We start from the raw sequence: 16,444 nt of genomic DNA on the forward strand, positions 1-16,444 counted from the left end.
CCTCAACTCGTCCTCTGCGGACGCCAGAAGACGCCCAGCAGTCCCGCCGTCGCCGACACTCCCACGCCGACGACCACACCGGCCCCCGCCCACCCGGTGACCGAGATGTCCGCCGCGTGGTCGAGCGCGTACTCCCCCGGCCCCCACGCCCCGAGGCCGACCGCGAGGGCGCCGAGGACGAGGACGTACTCGTAGCCCTCCTTGAAGACGAAGAACCCGTTGGGCCGGTGGGCGAGGAGACCGGCGACGAGCATCACGGACAGCACGGCCGCACAGGCGAGGGAGGTGAACAGACCGGCCAACAGCAGGGCGCCCGCGCCGAGTTCGGTGAGGACGCTCAGCCACGCCTGGAGCCGGGGCCGGGCCAGTCCGAGCCCGGCGAACCAGCGGGCGGTCCCCTCGATCCGTCCGCCGCCGCGCCAGTGGTTCCAGCCGTGGGCGATCATGACGGCGCCGAGGACGGCCCGAACGAGCAGCAGGGCCAGGTCAGTTGCCATCGGCGGACTCCCCCGGCAGGGCGCCGACCCCGAGCGCGCACTCCTCGACGAAGGCCAGCACCCGCAGGTGGTAGGCGAGGGAGGTGCGTCCGACGCTCGTGTTGTGCCCGGCGCCCGCCTGTTCGTGCCGGACGACGCGCGGCGACCCGGTGAACACGGACGCGAGGTCGGCGAGCCCCTCGGGGCCGTTCAGCCAGACCTGTTCGTACTCGGCGAGCGTGATGTGCACCGGCACCCGCACGTTCGCGGCGAGTTCGGCGAACTCGGCCTCCCAGCCCTCCCGGTGGCCTTCGTAGGCGGGTGAGGCGGAGCTGATGCGACGGCCGCCGTAGACGTCGGGCGGATAGGCGTGCGGCGGGTCCCACAGGGCGCGGCGGAGGTTGGGCCGGGTGCGGACGGGGTCGCGGCGCCACTCCTCCATCGCGGCGACGGACCGGGGGTGGTGGGTGCGGCCCATGCCCGCCAGCTCGATCCCGAGGAGGTCGGTGCCGCGCGGGTCTGCGGCCATCCGGACGGCGAGTTCGCAGCCCGCGGAGTGGGCCCACAGGAAGACGCCGAGCCCGCGTTCCCGGCCGTCCAGCAGTGCGGCGACGGCGGCGTACGCGAAGTCGGTGCGCTGTTCGGGCTCGCGCAGCCGTTCCTCGTACGGTGCCGAACTCCCGTACCCGGGGCGGTCGACGGCGACGACGGTGAACCCGGCGGCGGCTGCGGTGCGCAGCAGGGAGAGGCGGGGGTGGTCGGGGTGGTCGAAGTAGGCGGAGCTGGTGGCCCCGCCGTGCAGCGCGACGACGACCGCGCGCGGGGCCGGCGCCTCGGCGACGAGCGCGGAGGCGGGGGCGCCGCGCACGTCGGCCACTTCACGGCGTACGGCGACGGCGTGTTCGGGGTGCGTGGAGGTCATGCGTCCGTCCTGAGCAGGAGTACGCCGCTGGGGGTGAGCCCACCGGTGGAGACGACGGCCGTGCGGGCGCCGGTGACCTGGCGGTCGCCCGCCTCGCCGCGGAGTTGGAGGACGGCTTCGTGGAGCAGCCCCATGCCGTGGGTGCGGCCGTGGGAGAGCTGGCCGCCGTGCGGGTTGAGGGGGATGACGCCGTCGAGGGCGATGTTCTTGCCGTCGGCGAGGAAGTCGTGGGCCTCGCCGACGCCGCAGAAGCCCAACCCCTCTATCCAGGAGAGGCAGTTGAAGGTGAAGCCGTCGTAGAGGAGGGCGACGTCGACGTCGGCGGGCCGGAGGTCGGTGCGGGTCCACAAGTGGGCGGCCTGGCCGAGGACTTGTGGTTCGTGGGTGAGGCTCGCCTGGTCCCATTCGGGGCGTTCGACGAGCTGGGTGCCGACGGCTTCGATGTGAACGGCCTTGCCGGGGAGGTCGGTTGCGGCGTCGGCCGCCGAGACGACCACGGCGGTGGCCGCGTCGCAGGGGACGTCGCAGTCGTAGAGGCCGAAGGGGGTGGCGATGGGGCGGGCCGACAGGTAGTCGTCCATGGTGAGCGGGGTGCGGTAGATCGCGTCGGGGTTGCGGGCGGCGCCCGCGCGCTGGTTGAGGGCGATCCGGCCGAGGGTCTCGCGGGTGGTGCCGTAGCGGTGCATGTGGCGTTGGGCGCCCATGGCGAGCATGACGGCGGGCGAGACGGCCCCGAAGGGTTTGAACCAGCCCTCGAATCCCGCCTGTTGGGGTGCGGGGAGCTTGCCCTGCTTGATGAGTTCGGCGTACGTGGACTCCCACACCGTGCGGAAGCAGAGCACGTGCCGGGCCAGCCCGGAGGCGACGGCGAGCATCGCGGAGATGACGGAGCCGCCGGGGCCGAAGGTCTCGCCGCCTCCGCTGTACCAGACGGGCCGCAGGCCGAGCGCGGACTCCAGGGCGGTGACGCCCCCTTCGCCGAAGCCGCCGAAGGGGCCGGCGCCGGGGTAGGTGGCGAGGCCGTCGATGTCGTCGAAGGTGAGTCCGGCGTCGGTGACGGCCTTCTCGCAGGCGTCGACGGTGAGCTGGAGCGGCGGCACCATCAGGCGGCGGCCGGGCCGGGTGGCCCCGGTGCCGGTGATGACGGCTTTGTCCTCGAACTTGCGGACGGGGGACCGCAGATGAGGGGTGACGGGTTCGTCCGGGGGCAGCGGTGCCGGTTCCCCCTGTTCCGCGCTCGGCCGGAACAGGGGGAGCCATGCCTCGCCGGCCCGCTCGAAGACGGCCTCCATCCGCATCCCGATCCGCAGCTCTTCCGGCGCGCAGTCGACGACGTTCGTCGTCAGCCGCACCCCCGCGTCCTCCTCGATGGCGACCTGCGCGACCACGAACGGCGACGGCAGCCCGGGGAACGGGAAACGGTGGTTGACGCTGAAGCCGATGAGCGTGGCCCGCCCCGATACCTCACGGACCGTCAGATGCCGTCCCCGGCACCGCCGGCAGACCGGCTGGGGCGGATGGACGATCGCCGAGCAGTCGGCGCAGGACCGGAAGCGGAGCCGCCCGTCCCGGCCGGAGGTCCAGAAGAACTCGGTCTCCTGGGTGATCTGCGGCTGTGGACGGGCGGCTCCGGCGGCGCCGCTCAACGGATCTTCGCCTCCGCCTTGCGCCTGGTCACCGGCTCCGCCAACCCCTGTTCGTCACACGCCTGTTGGAGCGTGACGAGGGTCTCCGCCAGGCTCGGGCCGAGCCGCTTCCCGGGGGTGAAGGTCGCGGGCAGGTGGCGCATGCCCTGGATGACGCCGATGGTCTCGTAGTGCACGGCGCCCTCGGGGTCGCACACGAAGTCCGGTATGCGGTCGAGGACTTGGAGGAGCATCCGCTTGAACACGGTGCGGGCGACGTTCGATCCGATGCAGCGGTGGATGCCGAGGCCGAACGAGGCGTGCCGGTTGCCGGGGCGGCCGAGGTCGACGGTGTCGGGGTCGGGGAAGACGGCGGGGTCCCGGTTGGCCATGGCCCACGACAGCCACAGCCGGTCGCCCTCCTTCAGCTCCTTCCCGGCGATCACGCAGTCCTCGGCGACGGTACGGCCGTCCCCGGGCGCCGGGGCGAAGTAGCGCAGGAACTCCTCGGTCGCCGGGCCCAGCAGGGTGTCCCGGTCCCGGCTCAACCGCTCGCGTTCTCCGGGGTGTTGGGAGAGCCACTCCAGGGCGTGCGCGGTGAGCGCGGTGGTGGTGTCGAAGCCGCCGCCGATCAGCAGGGCGAGCGCGCCGACGAGGTCGGACTCGCTGGGGTCGCCCTCCATCTTCAGCAGGGCGTCGACGAGCCCGGGGCGGGGGTTGGCGCGGATCTCCTGGAGGGTGGCCCCGATGTCCCTGATCATCGCCATGTGGGTCTCGATCACCCGGGCCATCTCGGGGGAGTTCGGCGGGGTGTAGACGCCCGCGTGGGCGGGTTCGTTGTACATCTCCCACTTCTTGAGCGGGATGCCCATCATCGCGAGGGTGAAGACGGCCGGGACGATGTTGGCGAGGTCGTCGACGAAGTCGATGCGGCCCGACTCGATCCTCTCGTCGACGCAGGCGCGCGCGACCTCGTCGATGAAGGGAATCCAGCGGGCGATGGCCGCCGGGGACAGGTAGGGGTTCAACGCGGTGCGGTACTCGCGCTGTTCGGGCGGGTCCATCTCCAGGAAGCCGCCGCGCATGCCCCGGCCGCGCGGCGCGGAGGGGATGTTGATGCCCCGGTAGCCTCGGCGTTCGCCGTGGATGTCGTGGTCGTTGGAGAGGGCCTGCCCGGCGCGGGCGAAGGCGAGGAGCTCCCGGTTGCCGGCGGCGACCCAGTGGCCGCCGTAGGTGTCGGACCAGGCGATCGGGCAGCCGGCGTGGAAGGCGCGGGTCTGTTCCTCGAACTCGTCGCGGTACTCGGGGGCGTGGCGGTCGAAGTGGACCTGGGGGTGTTTGCGGGCCTCGTCGTCGGTCATCTGGTCGGTTCCTCTCAGCGCGCGCCGATTCAGAACACGCCGATGGCGCGTTCGGGGCAGGAGCGGACGGCTTCGACGACCTTCTCCTGCTGGTCGTCGGGGACTTCTTCGTCGATCGGGGAGGAGTGGCCGTCGATGTCGCTCAGTTCGAAGACCTCGGGGGCGTGCATGAAGCACAGGGTGTGGCCCTGGCAGCGCTCAGGGTCGACGCGGACCTTCACGTGTATCGGCTCCCGTTCAGGTGAGGTCGGAGAGGGACTTGCCGACGGAGGCGAGGGTGGCCGGCTGCCCGTAGTCGGTCTTGTACTTGTAGACGCTGTCGTCGCAGCGGTAGAGGCCCTGGTTCGGCTCGAAGCCGGCGGGCTTCCAGCCGTCGGTGGTGGCCTCGACGACGGAGTAGCACTTGGGGGGTTCCTTCGAGGTGAGGTCGAAGGGGGCCTGGAGGCCGCCGGCGGTCCAGTCGGTGTTCTTGGCGGCGTTGTCGTACACGCACTTGCGGGTGAGGGCCGTGCAGTCGCGGGCGGAGGTCGCGAACAGCAGCCAGGCGGAGAAGGCCCGCAGGACCGGGTAGGTGACCTCCTTGCCGGGCGCGTACTTCTTGAACAGGTCGATCACCTGCTGGGTGGCCGGGTTGGCGGCGGCGCTCTCCAGAGGTGCGGTGCCGAAGAGTTCGGCGTAGTTGTGCTGCTTGGCGAGGGCGGTCCCGGCGAGCTGGGTGAAGGCGGGGCCGTACGCGTTGGAGTTGGCGTCGATCCAGTCGGGGGCGTACCCGATGTTGGTGAGGGCCTGCTCCAGTTTGGCGAGGCTCGCGAAGTCCCCCAGGAACACGAGGCCCTTGACGCCGCCCTTCTTGACGGCCTGGGCGTACGGAGTCCAGTCGGCGACGCCGGTCGCGGGGTAGAGGTCGCTGTAGGAGACGTGTCCGCCGAGGCCGCTGACGGCTTCCTTGAACTGGCCGGTCATGACCTTGGTGACGGGCGAGTCGCCGGAGATGATGCCGACCTTCTGCGCGGAGGCCGGGTACTTCTCCTTCAGGAGCCAGGTGTAGTACCCGGCGTACTGGAAGTATCCGGCGGTCGGTCCGGAGGCGATGAGCTGGAGGTCGGAGCCGATGGCGCCGATCTGGCTGGACTGGCCGGGGAAGTTGGGGAGGAGGCACTTGAGGCGGTCCTGCACGCCGAGGCTGTCGAGGGCGGCGCCGCCGCCGACGAGCGCGAAGTCCGACTTGCAGGCTTCCAGCACGCGTTGGCGTACTTCCATGAGCCGGGTGTCGCGGGTGACGGGGTCGATCGTGCGGCCGTTGATGCCGCCGGCCGCGTTGCACCACTCGGTGAACACCTTGGCGGCGTCGGTGAATTCGGACTTCTTGGTGAAGCCGACGTCGGACATGACGCCGACCTGGATCTTCTTGGCCGTGACGCCCTGGACGTCCGAGGCTCCCGCCGTGCCGGGTCCGCAGACGTTCTTGAGGGTGCCGAAGTCCGCCGAACTCACCGTCGTCGGCGTCGACTTGGGCGCCGAGTCGGTGGGGGTATCGTCGTCGGATCTCGTGGAGCAGCCGGCGAGCAGCACCGCGACGGCGGTGAGCGAGCCGATCAACAGCCTGCGCATGGTGGCCTCCTGGGGCCAAAGGGTGTTCAGGTGACCGCGCCGCTCGCCTTCAGGGCGAGAATGCGATCCCAGTCGTAGCCGAGGCCGGTGAGGATCTCCTCGGTCTGCGCGGCGAACTCCGGTGCCGCGCCGAGCGTGGTGTCCTCGACGTCGAACTGGACGGGGCTGGCGACGAGTTCGAGGTCGCCGGCCTGTCCGATGTAGCCGTTGGCGCGTACCTGTGCGTCGGCGGCGGCTTGCAGGGTGTCCTGGACCGGCGCCCACGGCCCGTCCAGCGCGGCGAGGTCCTTCGACCAGTCGGCGAGGGTGCGGGTGGCGACGGTCGCGCGCAGTTCCTTCACCGCGTCGGCGGTGTGCTCGGCGATCGACTCGGCGGTCGCGAACCGGGGATCGTCCGCGAGGTCGGGCCGGCCGAGGCAACGGCACACCGTGGCCCAGAACTTGGCGGGCTGGAGCATGACGAAGGACAGGTACCGGCCGTCGGAGGTGCGGTAGAGCCCGGTGAGCGGGTTGGCGGGAGAGGCGTGCGCACCCGGCTTCGTGCCTTCCCAGGCGCGGTCGAGGTGGAGGGAGAGCCCGATGGAGTGGCCGAGCGACCACAGGCCGCTGCCCAGCAGCGAGACGTCGACCACCGGTGCCTCTCCGGTGCGTTCGCGCCGCAGGAGCGCGGCGGCGATGCCTCCGGCGAGGTTGGTGCCGGAGATGGTGTCGCCGTAGGCCGGGCCGGGCGGGGGGACCATGCCGTCGGTGCCGGGCGGGGTGATGCTGGCGGCGGTGCCCGCGCGGCACCAGAACGCGGTCATGTCGTAGCCGCCCCGGTCGGACTCGGGCCCGCGCGGGCCGAGGGCGGTGCCCCGGGCGTACACGATCCGGGGGTTGACGGCTTTGACGTCGGCCACGTCGATCTTCAGGCGGGTGCGGGCGCCGGGCAGGAAGCTGGTCAGGAAGACGTCCGCGCTCCTCGTCAACTCCCTCAGGACTTCCTGCCCTTCGGGGGTCGACATGTCCAGCCCGATGGAGCGTTTGCCCCGGTTGGCGTGGGCGACGTTCGGGTTCGGGTCACCCTCCACGACGAACGTGCCGGTCCGGCGCAGTCCGCGCTGCGGGTCGCCGGTGACCGCGTGCTCGACCTTGACGACGTCGGCGCCCCAGTCGGCGAGGACGGCCCCGGCCGACGGGACGAAGCCGTACATGGCGACTTCGAGGACCCGGATTCCCTCCAGTGGTTTCACCCGGCCACCCGCGCGAACGACTTCTCCTCCAGGAACTCCTCGAACCCGCTGCGCCCGCTCTCGCGCCCCACCCCGGACTGCTTGTACCCGCCGAACGGCACGTCCGGGGCGAAGTAGTTGCCGCCGTTGATGGAGAACGTGCCGGTGCGGATGCGCCGCGCGATCCGGATCGCCCGCTCCTCGTCGGCGCTGTGCACGGCCCCCGACAGCCCGTACTTCGAGTTGTTCGCGATGCGTACGGCGTCCTCCTCGTCGTCGAAGGGGATGACGGCCAGCACGGGCCCGAACACCTCCTCCTGGGCGATCTCGCTGTCGGGGTCGACGTTCGCGAGGAGCGTCGGCTCGTAGAAGTGCCCGGGGTCGATGCGCTGTCCGCCCCGGACGAGCGTGGCGCCCGCCTCGACAGCCCGGCGGACCATGCCGTCAACCTTGTCGCGCTGCTGCTCGCTGATGAGGGGGCCCATGTTCGTCTTCACGTCGGTGGGGTCGCCGACGTTGACGCGGTCCAGGCCCGCCGAGACCAACTGGACGATCTGGTCGTGGTGCTGACGGGGCACCAGGAGCCGTGAGGTGAGGGCGCAGCCCTGCCCGGAGTGCGAGCAGATCGTGAACGCGGCGAACATGGCCGTCTTCACGAAGTCGGCGTCCTCCATGACGATCATCGCGGACTTGCCGCCGAGTTCGAGGAAGACGCGTTTCACGCTGTCGGCGGCTGCGGCCATGATGGCGCGGCCGGTGGTCGTCGCGCCGGTGAAGGTGACGACATCGACGTCCGGGTGCGTGGTGAGGATTGCCCCCACCTCGGGCTTCGAGGAGCTGAGGACGTTGACCACGCCCGGCGGTATGTCCGTGTGCTCGGCGATCAGTTCACCGAGCGCGAGGGTGGTGAGCGGGGTCTGCGGGGCGCCCTTGAGGACGACGGTGCAGCCGGCCGCGAGCGCGGGGGCGAGCTTGGCGAGGGCGAGCTGGTTGGGGAAGTTGTACGGCAGGATCGCGGCGACGACCCCGGCGGCCTCCTTCTCCACCCAGCGGTGATGCCGCTGGCCGCGCGACTCGATCTCGCCCAGGTCCTCGGTGAACTCGTAGGACTCCAGCAGGTCGGCGTAGTACTTGACGATGCCGATGGGCTCGTCGAGCTGGGGGCCGTGGGTGAGCTGGCGGGGTGCGCCGACCTCCGCGATGGTCAACTCGCGGAGTTCCTCGCGGTGTTCGTCGAGGGCGGCGTGCAACTGGCGCAGACAGCGCACTCGCAGTGCGGTGTCCGTCGCCCAGTCGGTGGTGTCGAAGGCGCGGCGGGCGGCGGCGACGGCGGTCTCGGCGTCGGTCACGGTCGCCTCGGGGGCGTGGCCGAGGAGGGCGCCGGTGGCGGGGTTGTGGGAGTCGAAGGAGGTCTCGGCGGCCTGGAGTTTGCCGTCGATGAGCTGGGACTTGACGATCGGCCCGGTCACAGCCGTACCACCGATCCGCCGTCCACCGAGAGGATCTGGCCGGTGATCCAGGCCGCGTCGTCGGAGAGCAGGAAGAGCAGGGCGCCGGCCTGGTCGGCGGGGGTGCCCATGCGCTTGAGGGGGAACTGCTGGACCATCGCGGTGCGGTGGGCCTCGGGGATGATGCTGCGGGCCGCCTCGGTGTCGGTGGGGCCGGGGGCGATCGCGTTGACACGGATGCCGCGCGGGCCGAGTTCGGCGGCGAGGTCGACCGTGAGGTGGTTGAGGCCGGCCTTGGCGAGACCGTAGAAGCCGGTCGCCGTCCAGGCGGCGGTGGAGGACTGGTTGACGATCGCCGCGCCCTCCTCGAGGTGCGGCAGGACGGCGCGGGTGACGTGCAGCGCGCCGAGCAGGTTCACCTTGAGGAACCTGTCGAGGTAGTCGTAGTCGACGGTGACGATGCCCTCGCGCCGCATGCCGTGGAAGATCGCCGCGTTGTTCACCAGGCAGTCCACGCGCCCGAGTTCGGCGATCACGGTGTCGGCGAGGGCCTGCGCGGAGTCCGGGTCGGCGACGTCGACGCGGACGAAGAGCGCGGCGTCCCCGATCTCCTTGGCGACCCGCTGTCCCTGGTCCTCGTTCAGCTCGGCGACCACCACCTTCGCGCCCTCGGCGGCCAGCGCCTTCGCGTACCCCTCCCCGATGCCCTGCCCGGCGCCGGTGACGACCGCCACCTTGTCCTTGAACCGCATCCCGGACCTCCTCGCTCCACTGAGCTCGACTGATCCGGAAACTACATTCTCTATTTATGCGAATCAAGGATTCGGACAAGAGAATCTGATGCTCTTGACCTTCCGGTCCCGACCCCCTGGAGAATAAGGTTCTCACGAACAGAAGGGGTGTTTCCATGATCGAATCGAAGGCGTTGAGCCCGGCGCTCGGAGTGGAGTTCACCGGCGTCACCGACCCCCTCGACGACACGTTCGTCCTGCGCGCCGCCGAGGCCCTCAAGTGGCGCGGCGTCCTGCTCGTCCGGGGCCTCCACCTCGACGACGCGGGGCAGTTGGCGTTCAGCCGCAAACTGGGGAAGGTGGTCGAGCTGCGCGGCCGGGAGATCTTCCCGATCTCCCTCGACCCGGAGAAGAACGCGACCGCCCAGTACCTGCGGGGTGCCTTCTTCTGGCACCTCGACGGCACCACCGACACCGTCCCCGTCAAGGCGACCACCCTCACGGCCCGGCACGTCGCCGCCGTCGGCGGGGGAACCGAGTTCTCCAACACCTACGCCGCCTACGACAACCTCTCCGAGAAGGACCGCGCCCGCTACGACGACCTCCGGGTCGTCCACAGTTTCGAGGCCGCCCAGCGGCTCGTCGTCCCCGACCCCACCGAGGAGCAGCTCGCCGCCTGGCGCACCCAGCCCGGCCAGGAGACGTCCCTCGTCTGGCGGCGCCGCGACGGCCGCCGCTCCTTCGTCACCGGCGCCACCGCCGGCCAGGTCGTCGGCATGTCCGCCGAGAGCAGCCGCGACCTCCTCGCGGAGCTCCTCGACTGGACCACCCAGGAACGGTTCCGCTACGCCCACGACTGGACCGTCGGCGACCTCGTCGTCTGGGACAACACCGGCATCCTGCACCGCGCGCTGCCCTACGAGGAGACGTCCGAACGCCTGCTGCACCGCACGACGATCGTCGGGGAAGAGGCGTTCGCGTGAGCGGGGCAGGAGACGCCGGGAGCGCCCCCGACCCTCACCCGACCCCCGACCCTCACCCGACCCCCGGCCCTGACCGGCCCCCCGCCCCTCGCCGGACCGCCGTGGTGACCGGCGGCGCCTCCGGGATCGGCCGGGCCGTGGCCGACCGGCTCGCCCAGGACGGCCTGGACGTCGCCGTGTTCGACCTCTCCCCCACCGCCGACGGCTACGCCGTGGACGTCACCGACCGCACCGGCGTCGACAAGGCGATGGACGCCGTACGGGAGCGGTTCGGGCCGGTGTCCGTGCTCGTCAACGCGGCCGGTCTGGACGGGCACGCGCGCTTCGGGAAGCTCGGATTCGCCGAGTGGCAGCGGGTGCTGGACATCAACCTGAACGGGGTCTTCCACTGCGTGCAGTCGGCGCTGCCCGACATGTGGGAGGGGCGCTGGGGGCGGATCGTCAACATCTCGTCGTCCAGCGCGCATTCGGGCCAGCCGTTCATGGCGCACTACGTCGCCGCGAAGTCGGCGGTCAACGGGCTCACCAAGTCCCTCGCCCTGGAGCTGGGGCCGCGCGGCATCACCGTCAACGCGGTGCCGCCCGGCTTCGTCGACACGCCGATGCTGCGGTCGGCGGAGGCCCGGGAGCGGCTCGGCGGGACCGTCGAGGAGCACATCGCGCGCACCCCGGTGCGCCGGGTGGGCCGGCCCGAGGACATCGCGGCGACCTGCTCGTTCCTGGTCCGTGAGGAGGCCGGGTACATCACCGGGCAGATCATCGGCGTGAACGGGGGCCGCAACACATGACCCGGCTGCCCCCGATGCCGTACGAGCAGTGGGACGAGGAGGTGCTGAGGCCCCTCACGGGCGGGCGGCAGATCCCGCCGTCCAACGCGCTCGGCCTCCTCCTCCACCACCCCCGCCTCGCCAAGGCGTTCCTCACCTTCAGCACCCAGCTCGTGTACCGGGGGACGCTGCCCGCCCGTACCCGTGAACTCGCCGTCCTGCGCGTCGCCTGGCGCCGCCGCTGCCGGTACGAGTGGGCCCACCATGTCCTGATGGCTGCTCAGATCGGCATCACCGAGGCCGAGTTGGCCGACATCCGCGCCGGCGCCGACACCCTCGTCAACCGCGCCGTCGACGAACTCGACACCACCTCCACCCTGTCCGACGCCACCTACCGCGAACTCGCCGAGGAACTCGACGAACTCCAGCTGCTGGAGCTGGTGTTCGTCGTCGGCACGTACGCGACGCAGGCCATGGCGTACAACACCTTCGGCGTCGAACCGGACGAAGGCATGGACGACCAGGGCATGGACAGCCAGAACAGCCGAGCCTGACCATCGGGCCGAACCCCCACGGTCCCGCCGTCCCACGCCTCCCCGTCCCCCGCCACCCCACCTCGACCCCGCCCCCATCTACCTCCCCGTCCCCCGCCCCCCCACTCCCGCCCCGCCCCGCCCCCGGCAAACTCAGTCACCCCCACGTCCGAGCCGTGCACTGACGCAACCCCCCGTCCGCCGGACGACATCGGCGACCCGGTCCAGCCGATGCCCGGGCCCGACGACGGCGAAGAGGGCCGCGACGGGCGTGTCCCCCGAGCAGTGCAGCGGCGCCGCGACACAGTGCGCCCCGGCCGTCAGCACCCCCCGGTCGACCGCGAACCCGCGCGCCCGGATCTCCCGCGCCTCCCGCGCCCAGGCGGCCGGCACCGGGCCGGGCGGGAACCGGTGGCCGGGGGCCGCGGCGCACACCTTCCCGGCGGCGGTGTACCAGGGCCGGGCGGACAGGTCCGCCGGCACGGGGGACGACTCCTCCTCGCCGGGGAACCAGTCGACCAGCAGCGTCCGGTGCCCGCGCAGCACCGCGGTCCCCACCGCGGCCCCGGTGAGCGCGGCCAGCCTGCGCGCGGGCCCGGCCGCGGCCGTCCGCAGCTCCGGGTGCGGCTGCCAGTCCTGCCCGAGCCGGCACATCCGCCAGCCGATGCGGTATCCCCCCGCGTGCCGTTCGACCGCGCCCAGGGCGGCCAGTTGCTCCAGCAGCCGGTGTGCCGTCGTCTTGGGCAGCCCGCTCTCGCCCGCCAGCCGGGTCAGCCCCGCTCCCTCCAGGCGTTCCACCGCCGCCAGCAGCGCGAAGGCCCCCTCCAACACACCCCGCCCGGCACCGTCCGCCGACGGCCCCGCCGTACGGTCCGCGTCCGGCCCGTCCGCGGTGCCGAGACGCACGGATACGCTGCTCCCGCTCATCGTTCCCCCCTGTTCCCCGAGTTCCTCGCGCGCGGTGGTGGTCGGACCTCCGGCGCATCGCCATGCTGGGGGACGAGGGTGGGTCGAGATGTTGTCGATAGGTTGTCGTGTCCCGCCGTCGAGGCTGTCCCGGCCCCGCCCGTGGGCGGACTCGGCGGACAGGGAGAGTGCGAGGGGGGTCGATGCCTCACTTACGGTTGCTCGGACCGGTGGAGCTGGCCACGCCGGAAGGGACGGCGGAGGTCGGACCGCCGCAGCGGCGTGCCGTGCTCGCGGCGCTGGCCGTGGACGCGGGCCGCCCGGTGGCGCCCGACGTGGTGATCGGACGGGTCTGGGGCCCGGACTCCCCGGAAGGGGCGCGGCGTTCGGTCTACGCGCACGTCGCCCGGCTGCGCCGGCTCTGCGAGGAGACCGCGGGCGGAGGCGACGGGATCAGGGTGACGCGCCGCTCCGGCGGGTACGTCCTGGAGGCCGACCGGGACCTGATCGACGTCCACCGGTTCCGCCGGCTGGTCGGCGAGGCGCGCGGCCCCGGGCTGCCGGACGGCGTGCGGGCACGGCTGCTGGGCGAGGCGCTCGGTCTGTGGCGGGGTGAGCCGCTGAGCGGGCTGGACGGCCCGTGGGTGGTGCAGACGCGTGAGGCGTGGCGGCGTGAGCGCGTGGAGGCGACCGTCATGTGGGCGCGGCTCCAGGCGGCCGAGGACCCGGCCGTGGCGATCGGCCCGCTGGCCGCGCTGCTCGACGAGCATCCGCTGACGGAGCCGCTGGCGGAGATGCTGATGCGGACGCTGTACGCGGCCGGCCGGGGCGCCGAGGCGCTGGACCGGTACGCCTCCGTGCGGCGCCGGCTGGCCGAGGAGCTGGGCACGGAGCCCGGTCCGGCGCTGCGTGCCGCCCACGAGGCGGTGCTGCGGGGGCAGCCGCCCGCGCCGGCCGGGCCGCCGGTGCGGGCGGCGGCGGGGCACCAGCGGGTGGTTCCCGCACAACTGCCGTTGGCGGTACGGGGGTTCACCGGGCGGGCGGCGGAACTCGCCCGGCTGGACGGGTTCCTGACGGCGGCCGGGCCGACGGCTCCCGTGGTGATCTCGGCGGTGTCCGGCACGGCGGGGGTGGGCAAGACCTCGCTGGCCGTGCACTGGGGGCACCGGGTGCGCAAGTCCTTCCCCGACGGGCAGTTGTACGTGAACCTGCGCGGGTTCGACCCGACCGGCTCCTCGCGGGACCCGGCCGAGGCGCTGCGCGGTTTCCTGGACGCCCTGGAGGTGACCCCCGCCAGGATGCCCGCAGGGCTGGACGCCCGGGCGGCCCTCTACCGGACCCTGCTCGCCGACCGGCGGATGCTCGTCGTGCTGGACAACGCCCGGGACGCCGGCCAGGTCAGGCCCCTGCTGCCCGGATCGCCCGGCTGTCTCGTCCTCGTCACCAGCCGCAACCGCCTCACCGGCCTGGCCGCGGCGGAGGGCGCCCACCTGTTCGACGTCGACGTGCTCTCGCCCGCCGAGGCCGCGTCGATGCTGGCCGACCGGATCGGCGGGCCGCGTACGGCGGCCGATCCCGCCGCCGTCGCCGGGATCACGGCCCGGTGTGCCGGTCTGCCCCTGGCGCTGGCCGTGGTCGCGGCCCGGGCCGCCGCCCGGCCGAACCTGCCGCTCGCCGCGCTCGCCGACGAACTGCGCGACGGGAACGGCCGTCTCGACGCGCTCGACGGGGGCGATCCCGCCACCCGGGTGCGTGCCGTCCTCTCCTGGTCCTACCAGGCCCTGAGCCCCGCCGCCGCCCGGCTCTTCCGGCTGCTCGGCCTGCATCCGGGACCGGACATCTCCGCCCCGGCGGCGACGAGCCTGGCGGGCGAACCCCCGGCGCGCACCCGTCTGCTGCTGGCCGAACTGACGGACGCCCACCTGCTCGCCGAACCCGTACCGGGCCGCTACTCCTTCCACGACCTGCTGCGCGCCTACGCCGGTGAGCTGGCCCGTGCCGTGGACGACGCGCAGGCGCGCGGCGCGGCGACGCACCGGATGCTCGATCACTACCTGCACACCGCGCTGCGGGCGCAGCTCCTCCTGGGGCCGCCGGCCGACCGTGTGGTGCCCGCGCCCGCCCGGCCCGGTGTCCTGCCCGAGGAACCGGCCGGCCGGGACGCCGCCATGGCCTGGTTCACCGCCGACCATCCCGTGCTGTCCGCCGCGCTCGGCCAGGCCGCCCGGGACGGATTCGACACGCACGTCTGGCAGTTGGCCGCCGCGCTGAGCACGTACCACCAGCGCGGGGTCCTGTGGGCCGAGTGGGCCGCCGCGCACACCGCCGCGCTGGCGGCGGCCGAGCGGCTGGACGACCGGGCGGCGCTGGCGTGCGCGCTGCGCAACATCGCGAACGCGGAGTCGGCGCTGGGGCGTCAGACGGACGCCCGCGCGCGCCTCGACCGCGCCGTGCGGCTGTACCGGGAGCTGGGCGATCCGGCGGGCGAGGCGCACGCCCACCTCGCCCTGGGCAGGGTCTCGACCCGGCAGGACCGCCGCGCCGAGGCGCTGACCCACTCGCGCCGGGCGGTGGACCTCTTCGCCGTCGCGGGGGACCGGGGCTGGCAGGGCATGGCGCTCAACAACGTCGGCTGGGACCACACGATGCTCGGCCGCCACCAGGAGGCCGTCGCCTACGGCCGGCGGGCGCTCGCCCTGCTGGAGGGGGCGGGCCATCTCTCCGGCGAGGCCCACACCTGGGACACCCTCGGCTACGCCCACCACCATCTCGGCGAGTACCCGCAGGCGGCGGCCTGCTACGAGCGGGCCGCGCGGCTCTTCCACGAGCTGGGGGACCGCTACTTCGAGGCGGACATCCTCGCCCACCTCGGCGACACCCTCCACGCCGCCCGGGACACCGGCGCGACCCGCGACGCCTGGACACGGTCGCTGGCCCTCTTCGAGGAACTCGCCCACCCGGACGCCGCCGCCCTCCGCGACCGGCTCCGCCACCACCTGGACAAGGACCCGTCCGTCACCGTGCTGCCTCCGCGCGACTGAACGGGACCGGGCCCTCGGCAGGCGCCGGCCGGACGCTACGTGGTCAGCTCCGGGAGGGCCGCCGTGGAGGTCAGGTAGCTGGTGAGCCGCACGGCCTGGGTCGAGGCGTACGCGTAGGTGGACGTGGGCAGCGCCGGCAGCGGCTGCCGGTATCTGAGGCCGGTGACGGTGACCCAGTCCAGGCCGATGTTGCCGTTGAACGCCGTGCACTGGAGCTGTGCCTCGACCGAGGTGGCGCCGGGTTCGGCGTCTCCCCACAGGGGGGTCGCGAAGCAGCGCGGTGTCAGCCGGGTGACGACGGTCTGGTTGGCGGAGACGAGCGTCGACCTCAGCAGGTCGGTGCTCAAGCCCGCGTACGTCCGGGCGAAGAGGGCGATCGGCCCGACGGTGTTGAGGGCGAACCCGAGCTGATCGACGGAGCCGAGCTGTCCGACGTTGCTGATGTCCGACTGCGCCAGGGTCGCGCAGGACGTGGCGGACATGGCGAACGCCTGGAGGTTGTCCGGGGAGAGCCGGCGGATGTCCGCGACCTCGATGACGGCGCTCCTCGCACACGCCTGCACGTCCGCCGTCGCGACGGCGTCGACCTCGTTGAGGATCTCCGTCTTCGCCACGCTGATCGCGTTCTCGATCCGGGTGGTCGCCTCGTCGAGAGTGAGTTTGTGCCCGAAGAAGTTCTGGTACGCGTCGTACGCCTGCTTCACGTAACCCAGGTAGCCGGTGAAGTCCGAGACCGTGTCCGCGCGGGCCGACGGCGCGCCGGCGAACGTGACGATCACGGCGGTCGTCAACGCGGTCACGGCGCCCACCAGTCGCGTGCCCATGGATC

Annotated in this window: 15 protein-coding genes; 4 read left to right on the forward strand and 11 right to left on the reverse strand. The window is 72.6% G+C overall.

Annotation, left to right across the window (positions count from 1 at the left end):
- Positions 1 to 2: 2 nt before the first annotated feature.
- Genes ABZX85_RS13160 through ABZX85_RS13200 form a run of 9 tightly spaced genes read right to left on the reverse strand, consistent with a single transcriptional unit; the run spans position 3 to position 9,406 of the window.
- Positions 3 to 497, reverse strand: a complete 495-nt coding sequence (locus tag ABZX85_RS13160) for a DoxX family protein (RefSeq protein WP_355866130.1) — start codon at positions 495 to 497, stop codon at positions 3 to 5.
- Entirely contained in the window at positions 487 to 1,398 is a 912-nt protein-coding gene (locus ABZX85_RS13165; RefSeq protein WP_355866132.1) for an alpha/beta fold hydrolase, read from the reverse strand. The genes ABZX85_RS13160 and ABZX85_RS13165 overlap by 11 nt, the downstream gene beginning before the upstream one ends.
- Positions 1,395 to 3,044 carry an OB-fold domain-containing protein gene (locus ABZX85_RS13170; RefSeq protein WP_355866135.1) on the reverse strand — a complete coding sequence of 550 codons (1,650 nt, stop codon included), beginning with the start codon at positions 3,042 to 3,044 and terminating at the stop codon, positions 1,395 to 1,397. Before ABZX85_RS13170 ends, ABZX85_RS13165 begins: the two co-directional genes overlap by 4 nt.
- On the reverse strand, positions 3,041 to 4,384 hold the full coding sequence (locus ABZX85_RS13175) for a cytochrome P450 (protein ID WP_355866137.1): 1,344 nt from the start codon (positions 4,382 to 4,384) through the stop codon (positions 3,041 to 3,043). The genes ABZX85_RS13170 and ABZX85_RS13175 overlap by 4 nt, the downstream gene beginning before the upstream one ends.
- A 29-nt stretch (positions 4,385 to 4,413) precedes the next feature.
- Positions 4,414 to 4,605 carry a ferredoxin gene (locus ABZX85_RS13180; protein ID WP_355866140.1) on the reverse strand — a complete coding sequence of 64 codons (192 nt, stop codon included), beginning with the start codon at positions 4,603 to 4,605 and terminating at the stop codon, positions 4,414 to 4,416.
- 16 nt (positions 4,606 to 4,621) lie between these two features.
- The gene (locus ABZX85_RS13185; RefSeq protein WP_355866143.1) at positions 4,622 to 5,995 is read right to left on the reverse strand and encodes an ABC transporter substrate-binding protein; all 1,374 of its coding nucleotides are present in this window, start codon (positions 5,993 to 5,995) and stop codon (positions 4,622 to 4,624) included.
- A 26-nt stretch (positions 5,996 to 6,021) separates the two neighbouring features.
- Complete coding sequence (locus tag ABZX85_RS13190) at positions 6,022 to 7,227, reverse strand: CoA transferase (RefSeq protein WP_355866145.1); 1,206 nt, start codon at positions 7,225 to 7,227, stop codon at positions 6,022 to 6,024.
- The gene (locus ABZX85_RS13195; RefSeq protein ID WP_355866147.1) at positions 7,224 to 8,675 is read right to left on the reverse strand and encodes an aldehyde dehydrogenase family protein; all 1,452 of its coding nucleotides are present in this window, start codon (positions 8,673 to 8,675) and stop codon (positions 7,224 to 7,226) included. Before ABZX85_RS13195 ends, ABZX85_RS13190 begins: the two co-directional genes overlap by 4 nt.
- Positions 8,672 to 9,406 carry an SDR family oxidoreductase gene (locus tag ABZX85_RS13200; protein WP_355866149.1) on the reverse strand — a complete coding sequence of 245 codons (735 nt, stop codon included), beginning with the start codon at positions 9,404 to 9,406 and terminating at the stop codon, positions 8,672 to 8,674. The genes ABZX85_RS13195 and ABZX85_RS13200 overlap by 4 nt, the downstream gene beginning before the upstream one ends.
- A 155-nt stretch (positions 9,407 to 9,561) precedes the next feature.
- On the opposite strand from ABZX85_RS13200, the gene ABZX85_RS13205 reads away from it, so the two are divergent.
- From ABZX85_RS13205 to ABZX85_RS13215, 3 genes are all read left to right on the forward strand, one after another.
- A complete protein-coding gene (locus tag ABZX85_RS13205; protein ID WP_355866151.1) occupies positions 9,562 to 10,368 on the forward strand; it encodes a TauD/TfdA family dioxygenase in 807 nt (268 codons plus the stop codon).
- Positions 10,369 to 10,472: 104 nt separating this feature from the next.
- Positions 10,473 to 11,156 (forward strand): SDR family NAD(P)-dependent oxidoreductase, encoded by a 684-nt coding sequence (locus tag ABZX85_RS13210; RefSeq protein WP_355866153.1) that lies wholly within the window; start codon positions 10,473 to 10,475, stop codon positions 11,154 to 11,156.
- Positions 11,153 to 11,689 (forward strand): carboxymuconolactone decarboxylase family protein, encoded by a 537-nt coding sequence (locus ABZX85_RS13215; protein ID WP_355866155.1) that lies wholly within the window; start codon positions 11,153 to 11,155, stop codon positions 11,687 to 11,689. The genes ABZX85_RS13210 and ABZX85_RS13215 overlap by 4 nt, the downstream gene beginning before the upstream one ends.
- 132 nt (positions 11,690 to 11,821) lie before the next feature.
- Here the strand turns inward: ABZX85_RS13215 and ABZX85_RS13220 are convergent, their stop codons facing one another.
- Positions 11,822 to 12,574 carry a helix-turn-helix domain-containing protein gene (locus ABZX85_RS13220; RefSeq protein ID WP_355866158.1) on the reverse strand — a complete coding sequence of 251 codons (753 nt, stop codon included), beginning with the start codon at positions 12,572 to 12,574 and terminating at the stop codon, positions 11,822 to 11,824.
- Positions 12,575 to 12,777: 203 nt separating this feature from the next.
- Here ABZX85_RS13220 and ABZX85_RS13225 point away from each other — a divergent pair, with 203 nt between their 5' ends.
- Positions 12,778 to 15,615 carry a BTAD domain-containing putative transcriptional regulator gene (locus ABZX85_RS13225; protein WP_355866161.1) on the forward strand — a complete coding sequence of 946 codons (2,838 nt, stop codon included), beginning with the start codon at positions 12,778 to 12,780 and terminating at the stop codon, positions 15,613 to 15,615.
- A 35-nt stretch (positions 15,616 to 15,650) separates the two neighbouring features.
- Here ABZX85_RS13225 and ABZX85_RS13230 read toward each other — a convergent pair whose 3' ends face one another.
- The gene (locus ABZX85_RS13230) at positions 15,651 to 16,439 is read right to left on the reverse strand and encodes a hypothetical protein (RefSeq protein WP_355866164.1); all 789 of its coding nucleotides are present in this window, start codon (positions 16,437 to 16,439) and stop codon (positions 15,651 to 15,653) included.
- Positions 16,440 to 16,444 lie beyond the last annotated feature (5 nt).

It is taken from the genome of Streptomyces sp. NPDC004539 (assembly GCF_040610055.1).
Classification (GTDB): domain Bacteria; phylum Actinomycetota; class Actinomycetes; order Streptomycetales; family Streptomycetaceae; genus Streptomyces.

What these genes read in the sequence shown, in the direction of transcription:
- ABZX85_RS13200 (WP_355866149.1), bottom strand. Translation starts at nt 9,406, where the DNA reads ATGCGGTTCAAGGACAAGGTGGCGGTCGTCACCGGCGCCGGGCAGGGC.
- ABZX85_RS13160 (WP_355866130.1), bottom strand. Translation starts at nt 497, where the DNA reads ATGGCAACTGACCTGGCCCTGCTGCTCGTTCGGGCCGTCCTCGGCGCC.
- ABZX85_RS13230 (WP_355866164.1), bottom strand. Translation starts at nt 16,439, where the DNA reads ATGGGCACGCGACTGGTGGGCGCCGTGACCGCGTTGACGACCGCCGTG.
- ABZX85_RS13205 (WP_355866151.1), top strand. Translation starts at nt 9,562, where the DNA reads ATGATCGAATCGAAGGCGTTGAGCCCGGCGCTCGGAGTGGAGTTCACC.
- ABZX85_RS13175 (WP_355866137.1), bottom strand. Translation starts at nt 4,384, where the DNA reads ATGACCGACGACGAGGCCCGCAAACACCCCCAGGTCCACTTCGACCGC.
- ABZX85_RS13215 (WP_355866155.1), top strand. Translation starts at nt 11,153, where the DNA reads ATGACCCGGCTGCCCCCGATGCCGTACGAGCAGTGGGACGAGGAGGTG.
- ABZX85_RS13185 (WP_355866143.1), bottom strand. Translation starts at nt 5,995, where the DNA reads ATGCGCAGGCTGTTGATCGGCTCGCTCACCGCCGTCGCGGTGCTGCTC.
- ABZX85_RS13225 (WP_355866161.1), top strand. Translation starts at nt 12,778, where the DNA reads ATGCCTCACTTACGGTTGCTCGGACCGGTGGAGCTGGCCACGCCGGAA.
- ABZX85_RS13165 (WP_355866132.1), bottom strand. Translation starts at nt 1,398, where the DNA reads ATGACCTCCACGCACCCCGAACACGCCGTCGCCGTACGCCGTGAAGTG.